Origin of the sequence: Paracoccus angustae (assembly GCF_042648745.1) — a bacterium.
Taxonomy (GTDB): Bacteria; Pseudomonadota; Alphaproteobacteria; order Rhodobacterales; family Rhodobacteraceae; genus Paracoccus; species Paracoccus angustae.
The window spans coordinates 39,645-54,869 of sequence record NZ_JBHRXY010000016.1 but is presented as its reverse complement, the minus strand read 5'-3'; the positions used below and the strand labels follow the sequence as shown (position 1 = coordinate 54,869).

General features: G+C 68.5%; 20 protein-coding genes. 7 read left to right on the top strand and 13 right to left on the bottom strand.

All coding sequences use genetic code 11. The features are described 5' to 3' along the window. Positions 1–11: 11 nt before the first annotated feature. Genes ACFOM8_RS15875 through ACFOM8_RS15855 form a run of 5 tightly spaced genes read left to right on the top strand, consistent with a single transcriptional unit; the run spans position 12 to position 3,679 of the window. Positions 12–614 (top strand): oligopeptide/dipeptide ABC transporter ATP-binding protein, encoded by a 603-nt coding sequence (locus ACFOM8_RS15875; protein WP_377762981.1) that lies wholly within the window; start codon positions 12–14, stop codon positions 612–614. Further along, positions 611–2,002 (top strand): M20/M25/M40 family metallo-hydrolase, encoded by a 1,392-nt coding sequence (locus ACFOM8_RS15870; protein WP_377762979.1) that lies wholly within the window; start codon positions 611–613, stop codon positions 2,000–2,002. The genes ACFOM8_RS15875 and ACFOM8_RS15870 overlap by 4 nt, the downstream gene beginning before the upstream one ends. Then, complete coding sequence (locus ACFOM8_RS15865) at positions 2,002–3,108, top strand: aminotransferase class V-fold PLP-dependent enzyme (RefSeq protein WP_377762978.1); 1,107 nt, start codon at positions 2,002–2,004, stop codon at positions 3,106–3,108. Before ACFOM8_RS15870 ends, ACFOM8_RS15865 begins: the two co-directional genes overlap by 1 nt. Beyond that, on the top strand, positions 3,108–3,302 hold the full coding sequence (locus ACFOM8_RS15860; protein WP_377762976.1) for a hypothetical protein: 195 nt from the start codon (positions 3,108–3,110) through the stop codon (positions 3,300–3,302). The genes ACFOM8_RS15865 and ACFOM8_RS15860 overlap by 1 nt, the downstream gene beginning before the upstream one ends. After that, positions 3,299–3,679: an FCD domain-containing protein gene (locus ACFOM8_RS15855; RefSeq protein ID WP_377762975.1), complete on the top strand. Its 381-nt coding sequence runs from the start codon at positions 3,299–3,301 to the stop codon at positions 3,677–3,679. The genes ACFOM8_RS15860 and ACFOM8_RS15855 overlap by 4 nt, the downstream gene beginning before the upstream one ends. Here the strand turns inward: ACFOM8_RS15855 and ACFOM8_RS15850 are convergent. Both ACFOM8_RS15850 and ACFOM8_RS15845 read right to left on the bottom strand, forming a co-directional pair. Then, complete coding sequence (locus ACFOM8_RS15850) at positions 3,676–4,350, bottom strand: amino acid ABC transporter permease (RefSeq protein WP_377762973.1); 675 nt, start codon at positions 4,348–4,350, stop codon at positions 3,676–3,678. The two genes, ACFOM8_RS15855 and ACFOM8_RS15850, sit on opposite strands and share 4 nt — an antisense overlap. A gap of 26 nt (positions 4,351–4,376) precedes the next feature. Then, complete coding sequence (locus ACFOM8_RS15845; protein WP_377762972.1) at positions 4,377–5,168, bottom strand: ABC transporter substrate-binding protein; 792 nt, start codon at positions 5,166–5,168, stop codon at positions 4,377–4,379. A gap of 158 nt (positions 5,169–5,326) precedes the next feature. Here ACFOM8_RS15845 and ACFOM8_RS15840 point away from each other — a divergent pair, with 158 nt between their 5' ends. Beyond that, positions 5,327–5,809: a MarR family winged helix-turn-helix transcriptional regulator gene (locus ACFOM8_RS15840; RefSeq protein WP_377762970.1), complete on the top strand. Its 483-nt coding sequence runs from the start codon at positions 5,327–5,329 to the stop codon at positions 5,807–5,809. A gap of 16 nt (positions 5,810–5,825) precedes the next feature. On the opposite strand, the gene ACFOM8_RS15835 is transcribed toward ACFOM8_RS15840, so the two are convergent. Genes ACFOM8_RS15835 through ACFOM8_RS15805 form a run of 7 tightly spaced genes read right to left on the bottom strand, consistent with a single transcriptional unit; the run spans position 5,826 to position 11,697 of the window. Continuing rightward, positions 5,826–6,614, bottom strand: a complete 789-nt coding sequence (locus ACFOM8_RS15835; RefSeq protein WP_377762969.1) for an SDR family NAD(P)-dependent oxidoreductase — start codon at positions 6,612–6,614, stop codon at positions 5,826–5,828. Further along, a complete protein-coding gene (locus ACFOM8_RS15830) occupies positions 6,611–7,450 on the bottom strand; it encodes a fumarylacetoacetate hydrolase family protein (protein WP_377762968.1) in 840 nt (279 codons plus the stop codon). Before ACFOM8_RS15830 ends, ACFOM8_RS15835 begins: the two co-directional genes overlap by 4 nt. A 10-nt stretch (positions 7,451–7,460) precedes the next feature. Next, positions 7,461–7,883 (bottom strand): cupin domain-containing protein, encoded by a 423-nt coding sequence (locus ACFOM8_RS15825; RefSeq protein ID WP_377762967.1) that lies wholly within the window; start codon positions 7,881–7,883, stop codon positions 7,461–7,463. A 26-nt stretch (positions 7,884–7,909) separates the two neighbouring features. Continuing rightward, entirely contained in the window at positions 7,910–8,284 is a 375-nt protein-coding gene (locus ACFOM8_RS15820) for a hotdog domain-containing protein (RefSeq protein WP_377762965.1), read from the bottom strand. Continuing rightward, positions 8,277–8,702 (bottom strand): RidA family protein, encoded by a 426-nt coding sequence (locus ACFOM8_RS15815; RefSeq protein ID WP_377762964.1) that lies wholly within the window; start codon positions 8,700–8,702, stop codon positions 8,277–8,279. The genes ACFOM8_RS15820 and ACFOM8_RS15815 overlap by 8 nt, the downstream gene beginning before the upstream one ends. Further along, the gene (locus ACFOM8_RS15810) at positions 8,699–9,424 is read right to left on the bottom strand and encodes an SDR family NAD(P)-dependent oxidoreductase (protein WP_377762963.1); all 726 of its coding nucleotides are present in this window, start codon (positions 9,422–9,424) and stop codon (positions 8,699–8,701) included. Before ACFOM8_RS15810 ends, ACFOM8_RS15815 begins: the two co-directional genes overlap by 4 nt. Beyond that, positions 9,421–11,697, bottom strand: a complete 2,277-nt coding sequence (locus ACFOM8_RS15805) for a bifunctional salicylyl-CoA 5-hydroxylase/oxidoreductase (RefSeq protein ID WP_377762961.1) — start codon at positions 11,695–11,697, stop codon at positions 9,421–9,423. Before ACFOM8_RS15805 ends, ACFOM8_RS15810 begins: the two co-directional genes overlap by 4 nt. 199 nt (positions 11,698–11,896) lie before the next feature. Between ACFOM8_RS15805 and ACFOM8_RS15800 the strand changes: the two genes are divergently transcribed. Next, entirely contained in the window at positions 11,897–12,316 is a 420-nt protein-coding gene (locus tag ACFOM8_RS15800; protein ID WP_377762960.1) for an acyl-CoA thioesterase, read from the top strand. Here ACFOM8_RS15800 and ACFOM8_RS15795 read toward each other — a convergent pair. Genes ACFOM8_RS15795 through gatC form a run of 4 tightly spaced genes read right to left on the bottom strand, consistent with a single transcriptional unit; the run spans position 12,289 to position 15,119 of the window. After that, positions 12,289–12,942, bottom strand: a complete 654-nt coding sequence (locus ACFOM8_RS15795) for an N-acetylmuramoyl-L-alanine amidase (protein ID WP_377762958.1) — start codon at positions 12,940–12,942, stop codon at positions 12,289–12,291. The genes ACFOM8_RS15800 and ACFOM8_RS15795 overlap by 28 nt on opposite strands. Further along, the gene (locus ACFOM8_RS15790) at positions 12,939–13,322 is read right to left on the bottom strand and encodes a hypothetical protein (RefSeq protein ID WP_377762956.1); all 384 of its coding nucleotides are present in this window, start codon (positions 13,320–13,322) and stop codon (positions 12,939–12,941) included. Before ACFOM8_RS15790 ends, ACFOM8_RS15795 begins: the two co-directional genes overlap by 4 nt. A 31-nt stretch (positions 13,323–13,353) precedes the next feature. Further along, on the bottom strand, positions 13,354–14,835 hold the full coding sequence (gene gatA, locus ACFOM8_RS15785) for an Asp-tRNA(Asn)/Glu-tRNA(Gln) amidotransferase subunit GatA (RefSeq protein ID WP_377762955.1): 1,482 nt from the start codon (positions 14,833–14,835) through the stop codon (positions 13,354–13,356). Next, on the bottom strand, positions 14,832–15,119 hold the full coding sequence (gatC, locus tag ACFOM8_RS15780; RefSeq protein WP_377762954.1) for an Asp-tRNA(Asn)/Glu-tRNA(Gln) amidotransferase subunit GatC: 288 nt from the start codon (positions 15,117–15,119) through the stop codon (positions 14,832–14,834). Before gatC ends, gatA begins: the two co-directional genes overlap by 4 nt. Between the last annotated feature and the right edge of the window lie 106 nt (positions 15,120–15,225).

Below are 15,225 nucleotides of genomic sequence, written 5' to 3'. Positions count from 1 at the left end.
CATCGGCACGGATGCGGAACGCCGCGCGCGGCGCCAGCATCATGGACATGGTGGACCTGCCCGCCCGCTTTGCCGATCGTTACCCCAAGGAACTCTCGGGCGGGCAGCGCCTGCGCGTGGCCATCGCCCGCGCCCTGGTGATGAACCCCGACCTGATCGTCGGCGACAAGCCGACCTCGGCCCTTGACGTCTCCGTGCAAAGCCAGATCCTGAACCTTATGATGGATCTGAAACGGGAACTGGGGCCGACCCACGTGTTCATCTTGGGCAACCTGTCGGTGGTCGAACACCTGGTCGATCAGGTGGCGGCGATGTATCTGGGCCGGGTGGTCGAACTGGGCGGCGCGGCGCAGGTCTTCGCCGCGCCCCGCCACCCCTATACCCGCGCGCTGCTGGATCCGGCGCTGACCGTCGCGCCGGGCCAAGGCCTGCCCGACATCGGCCTGGGCGCCGCCTTTCCGAACCCGCTGGCGATCCCGCCCGGCTGTCCCTTTCAGCCCCGCTGCCCGCGCGCCTTCGACCTGTGTTCGCGGGTCCGTCCCCATCCCGCGGATGTCGCCTTTGGCGGCGCCGCTCGCCATCTGGCCGAAGAACCGTTGAAAGGTGCCGCATGAGCCTTGACCTTGCCCCGACCCGCGACGCCGCCATTGCCGCCGCGCTGGACGTGCTGGACTCGGGACGCTTCGAGGCCGATCTGGCCCGGCGCGTGGCGATGCCCACCGTGTCGCGCGAAGAGGCGCACAAGCCCGATCTGCAACGCTATATCGACGAGGAACTGGATCCGGTCTTCGACCGCCTGGGCTTTGCCCGGCGGCACTTCCGCCGCGACGCGGCCCCCGGCGCCTTCCTGCTGGCGACCCGGATCGAGGATCCGGCGCTGCCCACGGTGCTGATGTACGGCCATGGCGACGTGGTGACGGGCGTGCCGGAAAAATGGTCGCCGGGCTTGTCGCCCTTTCGAATGACGGAACGCGACGGCCGCTGGTACGGCCGCGGCACCGCCGACAACAAGGGCCAGCATTCCATCAACCTCGCCGCCGTCGAGGCGGTCCTGGCCGTCAACGGCCGCCTGGGCTTCAACCTCAAGGTGCTGATGGAGATGGGCGAGGAACACGGATCGCCCGCCCTGGCCGAACTGGTCGCGGATGAAGCCCGCGCCTTCGCCGCCGACATGCTGATCGCCTCGGACGGGCCGCGCATCGGCTTGAACCAGCCGACGATCTTCCTGGGCGCGCGCGGCGCCATGAACATCCACCTGGAGGCCGTGGCCCGCGAAGGATACCACCATTCCGGCAACTGGGGCGGCTTGCTGGCCAATCCCGGGGTCGAGCTGGCCCATGCCATCGCCGCGCTGATCGGGCCGACCGGCGAATGCCTGGTTCCCGAACTGACCCCCGGCACCATCCCACCCGACGTGCGCGAGGCGCTGTCGCGCTGCACCATCGAGACGGCGCCCGGCGACCCGGACCTGGACGCCTGGTGGGGCGCCCCCGGCCTGACCCCCGCCGAGCGCGTTTACGGCTGGTCCACGCTGGAGGTGATGGAGATCGAGGTCGGCAACATCGCCAAGCCCCTTTACGCCATCCCGCCCTGGGCCAGGGCGCGGCTGCAACTGCGCCACCCGGTGGGCGTGGACACCGACGCCGTCCTGCCCGCCGTGCGGCGCAGGCTGGCCGCCGCCGGGTTGCAGCGCGTGAAGATCGTCCCCGCGACGGACGCGGCCTTTCCGGCCAGCCGGTCGGCGCTGGACAACGAATGGGTGCGCTTCGTGGCGGCGTCGATGGACCGCACCCTGGGCAAGCCGCCGGTGATCCTGCCGAACCTGGGCGGGTCGCTGCCCAACGCCATCTTTACCGACACCCTTCGCCTGCCGACCATCTGGGTGCCCCATTCCTATCCCGGCTGCGGCCAGCACGGCGCCGACGAACACCTGCCCGTCAGCATCGTGCGCGAAGGGCTGGCGGTCATGGCGGGCATCTTCTGGGATCTGGGGCATCGGTGATGGGCTACTTCCTGTATCACTCCATCGGCGCCTTTCCCGGCAAGCAGGCGGCGGTGGACGCGGCGCTGGCGGATTTCACCGCCCGCTGGTGCGCCGAGGACGACGGGCAATGGCCGGACGCCATGGCCCGCCGGGCCGCCTTCATCGCCGCCTGGACGCGCCTGATCGGCGCGCCGGAAGGCACGCTGACCCTGGCCGAAAGCGTGACGGCGGCGCTTTACACCCTGATGCGCGGCCTGCCCGAGGCGCGGCTTTCGGGCGGCACGGTCCTTGTCGCGCAGGACTGCTTTCCCAGCCTGCATTTCCTTCTGGCGGAATTGGGCCGCCGCATGGGCTTCGCGCTGCACACCGTCGCGCCGACCGGGGGCCGGGCCTATGTCGCCGACGACGACATGCTGGCCGCGTGGGGGCGCGATGTGCGGCTGGCGCTGCTGACCTGGGTGACCTCCACCGCCTCGCACCGCTGCGACCTCCACCGGCTGATCGACCACGGGCGCCGCATGGGCAGCCTGGTCGGCGTGGACGTGACGCAGGGCGTGGGCATCCGGCCCTATGCCGCGCAGGCGGATTTCACGGTCGGGTCGTCGCTGAAATGGCTGTGCGGCGTGCCGGGGGCGGGGGTGTTGCAGGTCATGCCGGATCTGCTGGCAGACTGTTCCCCCGAATTCCGCGGCTGGTGGAGCCAGGCGGACCCCTTTTCCTGGGCTCTGGACGCCTTCGCCTTTGCGCCCGACGCCCGGCGCTTCGACAACGGCACGCCGAACGTGCTGCCCGCCATCGCCAGCAAGCCGGGACTGGATTTCGTTCTGTCCACCGGCGTCGAGGCCCTGGCCGACCACAACCGCCGCCTGACCGGCCTGCTGCTGGACGGCGCGCGCGACCTGGGCCTGCGCATCGTGTCTCCGCTTGACGATGCGGCGCGGGGCGGCAGCGTGATGATCGACCTGCCGCGGCCGGGCCTGGTCGATGCGCTGCGCGGGCAGGGGATCTTCGCCGATCAGCGCGGCGCCACCCTGCGCCTGTCGCCCGGCGCGGTGACGACCGCCGGCGACTGCGACCGGCTGCTGGCGGTGTTGGCCTTGGCCGGGGCCAGGGGCGTGGCGTGATGATGCCGCATCCGAGGCCGATCCTGTCGCGCCGCACCATGGCGGGCGAGGTCCACGGCCTGCTTCCGGTGCGCGAGGCGCGGCACCGCCTGACCGACGAAGGCGCGCCGGTCGAGGGCAAGTGGAACTCGGCCACGCGCTGCCCGCGCTCGGCGCGGCGGGGCATGACCAGCTGTTCAAGGCCCGAAAGGTGATCCAAGGCGGCGCGGCGGAACTGGCGGCCCTGCGCGGCATCTTGCAACGCCACCGGTCCGCGCTGCTGGACGGCCGGGTCGAGGACAGGCTGGCCGGGAACAAGAAGGTCCACTTCACCGTCTGCCGCGCCGCCCGCGACACGATCCTGCTGAAGCAGATCGAGAACCCGTGGCTGCGATCCGGTCCCGACACGCGCTTCCTGTCGGAAAAAAGGCGAGACATGCTGAGGGCCGACGTGACGCTCAGCTATGCGCGCAGCCACGGCCACATCGTCGCCGCGCTTGAGGCGCGCGACGGGGCGGCGGCGCGGGCGGCGATGATGAACGACATCGGGGCGATGGGCGACGGGATGGCGACGTTCCTGTCCGCGGTCTAGCGGGCATAGGCGCGCGCGAACCGCGTCTCCAGCCAGCCGGTCAGGCGCACCAGCGGCCACAGGATCGCGACATAGATCAGCGCCGCTCCCAGCAGCGGCGTGGGGTTTGCGAACAGCGCCTGCGCGTCGGTCGCCTGCTTCAGCAGGTCCGACATGGCCACAACCGAGGCCAGCGAGGTGTCCTTGATGATCGACACGCAGTTCGACGCATGGGGCGGGATGACGATGCGCATGGCCTGCGGCAGGATCACCTTTTGCATCATCCGCCAGAAGCCCAGGCCAAGCGCGCTCGACGCCTCGAACTGGCCCTTGGGGACGGCCTGGATGCCCGCGCGCATCACCTCGGCCGTGTAGGCGCCGAGAACCAGCGACAAGGCGATGGCGGCGGCGGCGAAGGACGACAGCACCACCCCCGCGAAGGGCAGCGCGTAATAGATCAGGATCAGCACAACCAGCACCGGCATGGCCCGCATCACGTCGATATAGCCCGTGGCCAGCAGCCGCAGGGGCCGGGCCGCGAACAGCCGCGTCAGGGCAAGGCCGATGCCAAGCAGGGTGCCCGCGACGATCGCCACCGCGCCCAGCAGCAGCGTCATCCCAAGCCCGCGCAGCAGGATCGGGAAGGCGCGCGCCAGCACGTCGAGATTGAAGAAGATGTCGAGCGCGTTCATCGGGCCGTCGCCGGATCAGCCGGGCGTCACCGGGCCGCCGTGGGAACCGGCATCGGCGTCACGGTGAAGCTGTTCGGGGCGGGGGCCACGCCCAGCCATTTCTCGTGCAGCGCCGCCATGGTCCCGTCGGTCTTCATCTCCGAGATGATCCCGTTCACCTGCTCCAGCTTCTCGGATCCCTTTGGCATCATCATGGCGAACTGCTCGCCCGTGACGACCTCGGCCCCGACCTTCAGGCCCGGCATCTGCGTGAAGGCATAGCGCATCCCCACGATGTCGTTGACCGCCGCGTCGATCCGGCCGTTCTGAAGGTCGGTCAGCATGTTCGCGGTGCTGTCATAGCTTTTCACGCCCGCAAATCCCAGGGCGGCGTTGTCGCGCAGCCATCCCTCGCCAAAGGACGTGGCGACCGTGCCGACCGTCTTGTCCTTCAGCCCCTCGGGGCCGGTCAGGTCCGAATCCTGCCGCACGCCGATGCCAAGCGCGCCCTGGAAATAGGGCTGCGTGAAGGACTGGCTGCCCAACCGTTCATCGGTGATCGTCAGCGAGGAGATGACGGCATCGGCCCGCCGCGAGGCGGTCGCCACGAACAGCGCCTTGAAGTCCATGCCGCTGATTTCAGCCGTGGTGCCCATGCGCTTGGCGATCTCGTTGACGATGTCGACCTCGAAACCTTCGAAGCTGCCGGACTCGGTCTTGGCTTCCCAGGGCGGGTTTGCGGGATAGGCGCCGACCTTCAGCGGCTCCTGCGCGAAGGCGGCGGCGGTCAGCGCCAGGGCCATGCCTGCGGCAGCGCCCAGAATGCGGGTGATCTTCATGGTGGCTTTTCCCTTGCTGCAAGCGGTCTTGAGGTGATCGGTCCCGGCCGCCTTGCCCGCAGGTTGACATATTCCCGCAACTGTTCAAGAATTATTTTGAGTTCAAAATGATTTTTTGATCAAACATTGGCGGATCAGTCTTTCGGAGGGGCAGGCAGGTGGAACCGGACGGCATGGACACGGCCCCTTACGCGCAGGCCGACACGGCCTCGGCGCGGCAGCGCCTGCGGCTGTGGCTGCAAATGCTGAAGGCGGTCCGTTATGTGGAAAACGACCTCCGCGAGCGGTTGCGGCAGGGATACGACATGACGCTGCCGCGCTTCGACGTGCTGGCCGCGCTGCTGGCCGCGCCCGAGGGGCTGCGCATGACGGAGCTGTCGCAGCAGCTGATGGTGTCGAACGGCAACGTCACCGGGATCGTGGACCGGCTGGTGGCCGACGGGCTGGCCGAACGCGAAACGATGGAAAGCGACCGCCGCGCCTTCCGCGTCCGCATCAGCGAAAGGGGCGCGCAGCTGATGCGAGAGATGACGGCCCGCCACCTGGAATGGATCAACGAGCTTTTCGCCGGCGTGACCGAGGCGGATGCGGCGCGCGGCATCTCGATCATGCTGGACATCCGGCACAAGGCCCGCCGCTGACGGCGGGCCTTTGCGGTTACAGGATTCCCGTCTCGCTGGCGACGCGGCGATAGGCGGCGCCGGCGGTGAAGCCGCCATCGATCACGAAATCCTCGCCGGTGATGAAGCCCGATGCCTCCGACGCCAGGAACAGCACCAGTTGCGCGACCTCGTCGGCCTCGCCCGCCCGGGCCATGGGCGTGATGCCGATCATCGGCCCCAGATGGGGCGAGTCGCGGTTCAGATCCGTGACGATCAGGCCGGGGCAGATGGCGTTCACGCGGATGCCCGCCTGCGCGTATTCCATCGCCGCCGTCCGCGTCAGGCCGCGCAGCGCCCATTTGCTGGCGGTATAGGCCGGGTCGTAATGGCCCGAAAACGCGCTGTTCGACGCAATGTTGACGATGCTGGCGCCTTGGCCCATCGCGGGCGCGGCGGCCCGGATGCCCAAAAAGGCGCCGGTCAGGTTCACGTCGATCACGCGGCGCCATTCGTCGGGCGTCATGTCGCGGATGATCTTGCGGTTGATGATGCCCGCGTTGTTGACCAGCACGTCCAGCCGCCCGGTCCAGTCGCGGGCCGTCCTGACCGCGCCGTCCCAGGCCTCGGCATCCGTCACGTCCAGGCGCAGGAAGCGCGCCGTGTCGCCCAGCCTTGCGGCCAGCGCCTCGCCCTCGGCCTCCAGCACGTCGCAGATCAGGACATGGGCACCGGCGGCGGCCAGCAGTTCGGCATGAACGGCGCCCTGGCCGCGACCGCCGCCGGTGACGATGGCGGTCTTGCCGGACAGGTCGGACATGGCCCGCAGCTTGTCTTGCGCGTTCATGCCTGCACCATCCGCTGACGCTGTTCGCCCAGGCCCGCCGCGCCCAGGGTGACGACCTGGCCTTCGCGCAGGAAGGTCGGCGGCTTCATGCCCAGACCGACGCCCGGCGGCGTGCCGGTGGCGATGATGTCGCCGGGCAGCAGCGTCATGAACTGGCTGATGTAGCTGACCAGATGCGCCACGCCGAAGATCATGGTGCGGGTGTTGCCGGTCTGGCGGCGCTGCCCGTCCACGTCCAGCCACAGATCCAGTGCCTGGACATCCGCGATCTCGTCCTTGGTGACCAGCCAGGGGCCGATCGGGCCGAAGGTGTCGTGGCTTTTGCCCTTGGTCCATTGGCCGCCGCGTTCGGACTGGAAGCGGCGCTCGCTGACATCGTTGACCAGAAGATAACCCGCGACGTGATGCAGCGCCTGCGCCTCGTCCACGTATTTCGCGCGGCTGCCGATGACGATGCCCAGCTCGACCTCCCAGTCGGTGCGGTCCGATCCGCGCGGGATCTGCACGTCGTCGTTCGGCCCGCAGATGGCGCTGACGGCCTTGGCGAACAGAACGGGCTCGGCGGGCGGTTCCTTGCCTGTTTCGCGCGCGTGGTCGGCATAGTTGAGCCCCACGCAAAGGAACTTGCCCACCCCCGCGACCGGCGGGCCGAGGCGTTCGGGCCGGACCGGCGGCAGGTCGTCCGGGTCCAGCGTGGCCAGCCGGGCCAGGGCATTGGGCGCCAGCGCATCGCCCCCGATGTCGGGAACATAGGCCGACAGGTCGCGGATCCGGCCTTCGGCATCCATCAAGCCGGGCTTTTCGGCGCCGCGGGCGCCGTAACGGAGAAGTTTCATGGATCGGTCCTCAGGCGCGGCGATAGCCTTGAAGCTGCTCGTCGGGCACGTCGTCGAAGTTCGTGACCAGGTTGTCGGGCGTGCGGCAGGTCAGCCAGACCAGCTCGTCCGTGGTGGACATGTTCACCTCGACATGCTTCATGAAGGGCGGCACAAAGACGAAATCGCCTTCGTACATGTCGATGAACTCCTGATAGTCGTCGCCGAAATAGATGCGCCCGTGGCCCTTAAGGACATAGCCGCCCGTTTCGCAATGCTCGTGGTGGTGCGGGGGCGAGCGGTGGCCGGGTTCGTTGGAAACCCGCCCGAACCAGATCTTGGTGGCCGGGGTGTGCTGCGGGCTGACGCCCGACTTGCGCACGCAATCGCCGGACTGCGCGGTCTGTCCGCCAAGCTCGCTGGCGCGGGTGACGACGGGGACGACCTTTTCCATGTTCTCTCTCCCTTGGTTTGCGAAGGTCAGGCGGCCAGCGCGCGGGGGCTGCCCGCCGCGTCGATGGCCACCATGACGAAGCGTGCGGTGGCGATGGGGGTGCGGTCCCCGTCCGGGTCCGCGACGCCCGCCAATTCCAGCGTGAACGAGGTGCGCCCGCGCCCCGCCTCGCGCGCAAAGACGGCGAAGTCCGAGCCGACCGTCAGGGGCGCGTGAAACACCATCTCCTGCACCGCGCGGATCAGGCAGGCGCCCGCCACGGCGCGTCCCGCGCGGCCTGCGGCATGGTCGAACTGCGCCATGATCCAGCCGCCGAAAACGGTGCTGCCCATCGCCGCGTCAGAAGGCCGGGCGACGGTCAGGATGACCGGGCGGTTGTCGGGCGCGGGCCAGTCAGCCATGGGGGATCACCGCCGTGGCCTCGATCTCGACCTTGGCGGCGTCCTCCATCAGGGCCACGACCTGCACCACGGCCATGGCCGGGAAATGGCGGCCGATCACGCGGCGATAGGCGGCGCCGATCTCCTTGAGGTTGCCCAGGTATTCGGCCTTGTCGGTGACATACCAGGTCAGGCGCACCAGATGTTGGGGCCGTGCGCCCGCCGCGTCCAGCACGGCCACGATGTTTCGCAGCGTTTGCTCGAACTGGCCGACCAGATCGTCGTGTTCGAACCGCTGCTGGCCGTTCCAGCCGATCAGCCCGCCGGTGAAGATCACCTTGCCTTCGGCCATCACGCCGTTGGCATAGCCTTTCGTGGGAACCCAGCCTTCGGGGTTCAGAAAGGAATGCGGAGAGGTGGGGGAATTTTGCAGGTTCATGACGTTTCTCCGCCGGAAATGGAAATGGCCTGGCCCGTGACCATCGACGATCCGGGCGCGCAAAGCCACAGCACCGCCTCGGCCACGTCGGCGGGCGGGACCAGGCGTCCCATGGGGTTGGTCGCGGCCAGCGAAGCGCGCGCCTGCTCGGGGGTGCGCCCGGTCGTGGCGACGATGGTGTCGATGGACCGCCGGGTCATGTCGGTGTCCAGGAAGCCGGGGCAGACCGCGTTGACGGTGATGCCCTTCCTGGCCACCTCCAGCGCCGCCGACCGCACCAGCCCCAGGACGCCGTGCTTGGCCGCCGCATAGGGCGCGACATAGGCGTAGCCTTTCAGGCTGGCGGTCGAGGCGATGGCGATCACCCGGCCCCAATCGCCCCCCATGGTCCGCAGGGCTTCGCGGATGGTCAGGAAACTGCCGGTCAGGTTCACGTCGATCATCGCGCGGAACTGGTCCAGCGTCGTGCGGGTCAGGGGGGCGCTGTCGGACGCCCCGGCATTCGCCACCACGATGTCGAAGGGCCCCGTCGCGAACAGCGCCTGCACCGCGCGCTCATCGGTGATGTCGCAGACCTGCGCGCGGATGCCCGGGGCCGGGTCGATGGAACGCCGCCCGCAGACCGTGACCTTTGCGCCCGCGTCCGCCAGCCTGCGCGCGATGACCGCGCCCGCGCCCGAGCCGCCGCCCGTGACCAGCGCCCTGCGGCCCGCCAGCGTCATGCCACGGCCCTTGCGCGTTCGGCCAGGGTGTTGGCCTGCCGCCGCCCGCCTTCGTAGGGCGCGGGCCAGACCTGTTCGGTATCGCCCAGACCGACCGCCGCGTGCAGCGTCCAGTAGGGATCGGCCAGATGCGGCCGGGCCAGCAGCACCAGATCCGCGCGCCCCGCCATCAGGATCGAGTTGACGTGATCGGCCTCGTAGATGTTGCCCGCGACCAGGGTCGGCACGCCCAGGTCGTTGCGGATGCGGTCGCTGAAGGGCGCCTGGAACATGCGGCCATAGACAGGCTGTTCGGCCTTGTCGGTCTGGCCCGAGGACACGTTGATCGCATCCGCCCCCGCCTGATGAAAGGCGCGGGCGACCTGCACCGCCTCGGTCGGGGTCACGCCGCCGTCCACCCAGTCATGGGCCGAGATCCGCACCGTCATCGGCTTGCCCTGCGGCCAGGCGGCGCGCATGGCGGCAAACACCTCCAGCGGATAGCGCAAGCGGTTTTCCAGGCTGCCGCCATGGTCGTCCGTCCGCCGGTTGGTGACGGGCGAGATGAAGGACGCCAGCAGATAGCCGTGGGCCGCGTGCATTTCCACCATGTCGAAGCCCGCGCGCTCGGCGGTTTCCACCGCCTCGACGAACTGCGCCTTCACGGCGTCCATGTCGGCCCGGTCCATCGCCTTGGGCGTCTGGCTTTCCGGCAGATAGGGCAGGGCGGATGCCGCCATCAGCGGCCAGTTGCCCTCGGCCAGCGGCTTGTCAATGCCGTCCCAGGCCAGACGGGTCGAGCCCTTGCGCCCCGCATGGCCGATCTGGGCGCAGATCTTCGCGTCCGTTTCGGCATGAACGAAATCGGTCAGGCGCTTCCAGGCGGCTTCCTGGTCCGGGCCGATGCAGGGGCAGCCCGGCGTGATCCGGCCTTCGGGGGACACGCACAGCATCTCGGTGAAGACCAGGCCTGCGCCGCCCTTGGCGCGTTCGGCGTAATGGACGAAATGCCAGTCGGTCGGATGGCCGTCCACGGCCTTGTATTGCGCCATGGGCGAGACAACGACGCGGTTTTCCAGCCGCATGCCGCGCAACTGGAAGGGCGCGAACATCGGGCGGCGCGTGGACTGGTTGCCCGCCTTGGCCTGGAACCAGGCCTCGGCCTGACCCAACCATTCCGGGTCGCGCAGGCGCAGGTTCTCGTGCCCGATGCGCTGGCTGCGGGTCAGCAGCGAATAGGTGAACTGGGTCAGGTCCAGATCCAGGTAACGCTCGACCGCCTCGAACCACTCGGTCGAATTGCGCGCGGCCGAGGTGACGCGCAGCACCTGCAATTGCCGCGCCGTCTGGTAATCGGCCAGCGCCCGGTCCAGCGGCTTGCCCGCGTTCAGTTCGTCGGCCAGCGCGATGGCGCTTTCCATGCCCAGCTTGGACCCCGAGCCGATCGAGAAATGCGCCGTGGCCGCCGCGTCGCCCAGCAGGACCACGTTGTCGAAATGCCAGTTCTCGCAGGTGACGCGCGGAAAGCGGATCCAGGCGGAACCGCGGATGTGGTTGGCGTTCGACATCAGGCTGTGGCCGCCCAGGTGGCGGGCGAAGATCTTCTCGCACAGCGCCATGCTGTCGGCCTGGCTCAGGCTGGCGAAACCGAAGGCGTCAAAGGTTTCCGGCCCGCATTCGACGATAAAGGTCGCGGTGTCGGCGTCGAACTGATAGGCGTGCGCCCAGATCCAGCCGTGTTCGGTCTTTTCGAAGATGAAGGTAAAGGCGTCGTCGAATTTCTGCCGGGTGCCCAGCCAGACGAAATGGTTGCGCCGCATGTCGATCTGCGCGCCGAAGCGGTCCGCATAGATCTGGCGGGTGCGCGAGTTCAGCCCGTCGGCGGCCACCACCAGATCGTGCGAGGCGCGCAGGTTTTCGATGGCGGCCCCGTCCAGTTCGGTCTGGAAGCGCAGCGCCACCCCCAGCTCGCGGGCGCGCCGTTGCAAAAGCAGCAGCAGCTTCATCCGCCCGATGCCCGCGAAGCCGTGCCCGCCCGAGGTCATCGCCTCCACGCCCCGCACGACCTTCACGTCGTCCCAATAGGCGAAGCTGTCGCGGATCATCGCCTCGCTGACGGGATCGTTGCCGGCGAAGTTGTTCATCGTCTCGTCCGACAGCACCACGCCCCAGCCGAAGGTGTCGTCGGGGCGGTTGCGTTCGTAAACGGTGATGTCGTGGCCGGCATCGCGCAGCTTCATCGAGATCGCGAAATAAAGGCCTGCGGGACCAGCCCCAAGAACGGCGATTTTCATGTCCAGGCTTCCTTGTGCGGATGCGGCTGCCATCATATATTTTATATATAAAATGAAATAGCCGCGAGTCTGTCAACAACATTCTTGCGATCGGTGCCATTCAGATGCCGTTGTTGACAGGAGCGGACAGACCGATATGCTTCAAGCATAAATCAAACATCGCCTGCGCCTGTTGCAGCCGCCCGCAAAGGACCGTGTCATGCCCTTTACCCTTTCCAAGCCCCTGCGCTTTGGCGACTGCGACCTGACCGGGATTGCCTATCACCCCGCCTATCTGTCGATGCTGGTGGACGTGAACGAGGCCATGTTCGCCTCCTTCGGCGTCACCTGGAAAGAGATCATGTTCGAGCGCAAGCTGGGCCTGCCCACGCTGTCCATGAACATCCTGTTCACCAAGCCCGCCGTTTACGGCGACGTGCTGACCTTCAACGTCCATGTGCGCAAGGTGGGCCGGTCCTCGCTGGATCTGGAAACAGTTGTGACGGTCGGCCCCGACGTGATCTGGACGATCCGGCAAAAGATCGTGCTGACCTCGCTGGACAACCACAAGTCCACCCCCTGGCCCGACGACATCCGCGCGGGCCTGGAACGCTACCTGGAGCCGGTCCCCGCCGAATAGGCCACAAAGGCGGCGGTGCGCCGGTCGGCCTCGGTCTCGGGGCCTCGGGCCCAGGGGCGGAAACGCAGCCGGAACGCGGCAAGGCGGATGGCCGGGTCCGCGGCGGGATAGCCGATGCGGGTCAGGCTGGCCCCGAGCGGCGCATCCGCGCCCGTGCCTCCGGCCAGCGCCAGCCCCTCGCGGGCCAGGCGCTGCCAGTCGAAGCGGGGGCCGGGGTCGATCTTGCGGCCGGGGGCCATGTCCGAATGGCCGATCACTCCGCCGGGGCCGATCCGCCAGCGCGCCATGATGCCGCGCAGCAGTTCCGCCACTGCATCCATCTGCCGGGCCGGAAAGGGGCGGTCGCCGGGATTGGCGATCTCGATCCCGATGGAGCGGGAATTCACGTCTTCGCGCCCCTGCCACGACCCCGCGCCGGCGTGCCAGGCGCGGCGATCCTCGGGAACCAGGGCGTCGGCGCGGCCATCCTCGTGGATCAGCCAATGGGCGCTGACCTCGGCCCCGGGATCGCACAAGCGCGCGCGCGCCTCGGCGGTGTCGGCCATGCCGGTGTAATGCAAAACGACCAGTTCGGGGCGCTGGCCCCGGCGGTCGCCATGGTTGGGACTGGGAAAGCCCCCGGTCACAGCGGCGGCTGGTCGCCTGCGCGCATGGAGGGCGGCACGATCACGACCGGCGCGTTCCGATCCCGGACCAGCACACCCTGAACCGCGACGGGCCGCGCGGGGACGGTCTGGACCTTTCTGACCACCCGCACGCGGTCCACGCCCATGGTGGGCGGGATCGGCACCGGGCTGCGTCCGGCGATCTCGGCGCCGGTGGGGGCATAGAAGGGCCGCGCCACGGGAATGGTTTTCGGCGATTCGGCATCCGTCACCAGGGCGGCTTCCCGCGCGGCGCGGTATTGGCCGTAGCGGGTCGGGCCGAAATTGTAGTTCGGGTTCCAGCCCAGATGTTCGCCGCAGCCGGCAAGCGCCAGCACCGAAAGGATCAGACAGCCGCGCATCGTGCCTCCTGGATATGCCACCGGGACGACCCTACCACCAGCGATGGGGCTTTGCCACAAATCCCGCCGCGCGTTCAAGAACAAGCGCGTGGTTCAGCAGATCGCCTTCCTCGAAGGGACGCCCGAACAGTTGCAGGCCCAGGGGCAGGCCCTGCTTGTCCTGCCCCACGGGAACCGCGATGCCGGGCAGGCCCGCCAGGTTCAGCGTGACGGTGAAGACATCGTTCAGATACATCCGCACCGGATCGCCGCTGTCCATGGCCCCCAGGCCAAAGGCCGCGGACGGCGTGGTGGGCGCCAGGATCGCGTCGATGCCGTCGGCGAAGGCCATGTCGAAATCGCGCTTGATCAGCGCGCGGACCTTGCGGGCGCGGTTGTAATAGGCGTCATAGAAGCCCGCCGACAGCACATAGGTGCCGATCATCACGCGGCGCTGCACCTCGTGGCCGAAACCCTCGGCGCGGGTCTTTTCGTACATCTCGGTGATGCCGTCGCCCTGGCCCAGCTTGGCGCGGCGGCCATAGCGCACCCCGTCATAGCGGGCGAGGTTCGACGACGCCTCGGCCGGGGCGATCACGTAATAGGCGGGCAGCGCGTATTTCGTGTGCGGCAGGCTGATGTCCACGATCTCGGCGCCTGCGTCGCGCAGCATTTCGGCGCCCTCGCGCCACAGGGCGTCGATCTCCGGGGGCATCCCTTCGACGCGGTATTCGCGCGGAATGCCGATGCGCTTGCCGCGGATGTCGCCGGAAAGCCCGGCTTCATAGTCGGGAACGGCCACATCGGCGCTGGTCGAATCCTGCGGATCGACGGATGCCATGGCGCCCAGCATGATCGCCGCATCGCGCACGGTCTTGGTCATCGGCCCGGCCTGGTCCAGCGAGGACGCATAGGCGATCACCCCCCAGCGGCTGACCCGGCCATAGGTGGGTTTCAGCCCCACGATGCCGGTAAAGGCCGCGGGCTGGCGGATGGACCCGCCGGTGTCCGTTCCCGTCGCGGCCAGGCACAGGTCCGCCGCCACCGCCGCCGCCGACCCGCCCGAGCTGCCGCCCGGCGTCAAGGGCCGGTCATCGACCTTCCAGGGGTTCACCGCCGGACCATAGCAGCTGGATTCATTGGCCGAGCCCATGGCGAATTCGTCCTGGTTCAGCTTGCCCAGCATGACCGCGCCCGCGTTCCACAGGTTCTGCGTCACGGTCGATTCGTATTCCGGGCGGAAGCCTTCCAGGATCCGGCTGGCGGCCTGGGACGGCACGCCCTTCACGCAGAACACGTCCTTGATGCCCAGGGGAATGCCTGTCAGCGGGGCGGCGTCCCCGGCCTTGATGCGGGCATCGGCGGCCCGGGCCATGGCGCGCGCCGCATCGGGGGTCTTGTGGACAAAGGCGTTCAGCGCGCCCGCCCGTTCGATGGCCGCCAGGCAGGCTTCGGTCAGTTCCACGGCGGTCGTTTCGCCCTTGTGCAGGGCATCGCGGGCGTCCGCGATGGTCAGAGTGTTCAGGTCGCTCATTCCACCACCTTCGGGACGGCAAAAAAGCCCTCGCGCGCGTCGGGGGCGTTGGACAGGATCTTGTCGGCCATCCCGCCGGTGGTCACGACATCCTCGCGCCGCTTGAGGCGCATGGGCGTGACGCCGGTCATCGGCTCGACGCCGGTCACGTCCACTTCGTTCAGCTGTTCCATGAAATGCAGGATGCCGTTCAGTTCGCGGGCAAGCGCCGGCAGAGCGGCATCGTCGACCGCGATGCGCGCCAGATGGGCGACCTTGCGGGCCTGATCCTCGGTGATCGACATGGCGTTTCCTTTCGTTGGCCGGGGTCTACAACCCCCGGCGCGCCCCTGCAAGAAGGGCGCGGACCCCGGTCCCGGGGGTGCTTTCGCTTGGCGTAGAAAAATTTGT

What these genes read in the sequence shown, in the direction of transcription:
- ACFOM8_RS15875 (WP_377762981.1), top strand. Translation starts at nt 12, where the DNA reads ATGCGGAACGCCGCGCGCGGCGCCAGCATCATGGACATGGTGGACCTG.
- ACFOM8_RS15870 (WP_377762979.1), top strand. Translation starts at nt 611, where the DNA reads ATGAGCCTTGACCTTGCCCCGACCCGCGACGCCGCCATTGCCGCCGCG.
- ACFOM8_RS15865 (WP_377762978.1), top strand. Translation starts at nt 2,002, where the DNA reads ATGGGCTACTTCCTGTATCACTCCATCGGCGCCTTTCCCGGCAAGCAG.
- ACFOM8_RS15860 (WP_377762976.1), top strand. Translation starts at nt 3,108, where the DNA reads ATGATGCCGCATCCGAGGCCGATCCTGTCGCGCCGCACCATGGCGGGC.
- ACFOM8_RS15850 (WP_377762973.1), bottom strand. Translation starts at nt 4,350, where the DNA reads ATGAACGCGCTCGACATCTTCTTCAATCTCGACGTGCTGGCGCGCGCC.
- ACFOM8_RS15845 (WP_377762972.1), bottom strand. Translation starts at nt 5,168, where the DNA reads ATGAAGATCACCCGCATTCTGGGCGCTGCCGCAGGCATGGCCCTGGCG.
- ACFOM8_RS15835 (WP_377762969.1), bottom strand. Translation starts at nt 6,614, where the DNA reads ATGAACGCGCAAGACAAGCTGCGGGCCATGTCCGACCTGTCCGGCAAG.
- ACFOM8_RS15830 (WP_377762968.1), bottom strand. Translation starts at nt 7,450, where the DNA reads ATGAAACTTCTCCGTTACGGCGCCCGCGGCGCCGAAAAGCCCGGCTTG.
- ACFOM8_RS15825 (WP_377762967.1), bottom strand. Translation starts at nt 7,883, where the DNA reads ATGGAAAAGGTCGTCCCCGTCGTCACCCGCGCCAGCGAGCTTGGCGGA.
- ACFOM8_RS15820 (WP_377762965.1), bottom strand. Translation starts at nt 8,284, where the DNA reads ATGGCTGACTGGCCCGCGCCCGACAACCGCCCGGTCATCCTGACCGTC.
- ACFOM8_RS15815 (WP_377762964.1), bottom strand. Translation starts at nt 8,702, where the DNA reads ATGAACCTGCAAAATTCCCCCACCTCTCCGCATTCCTTTCTGAACCCC.
- ACFOM8_RS15810 (WP_377762963.1), bottom strand. Translation starts at nt 9,424, where the DNA reads ATGACGCTGGCGGGCCGCAGGGCGCTGGTCACGGGCGGCGGCTCGGGC.
- ACFOM8_RS15805 (WP_377762961.1), bottom strand. Translation starts at nt 11,697, where the DNA reads ATGAAAATCGCCGTTCTTGGGGCTGGTCCCGCAGGCCTTTATTTCGCG.
- ACFOM8_RS15800 (WP_377762960.1), top strand. Translation starts at nt 11,897, where the DNA reads ATGCCCTTTACCCTTTCCAAGCCCCTGCGCTTTGGCGACTGCGACCTG.
- ACFOM8_RS15790 (WP_377762956.1), bottom strand. Translation starts at nt 13,322, where the DNA reads ATGCGCGGCTGTCTGATCCTTTCGGTGCTGGCGCTTGCCGGCTGCGGC.
- gatA (WP_377762955.1), bottom strand. Translation starts at nt 14,835, where the DNA reads ATGAGCGACCTGAACACTCTGACCATCGCGGACGCCCGCGATGCCCTG.
- gatC (WP_377762954.1), bottom strand. Translation starts at nt 15,119, where the DNA reads ATGTCGATCACCGAGGATCAGGCCCGCAAGGTCGCCCATCTGGCGCGC.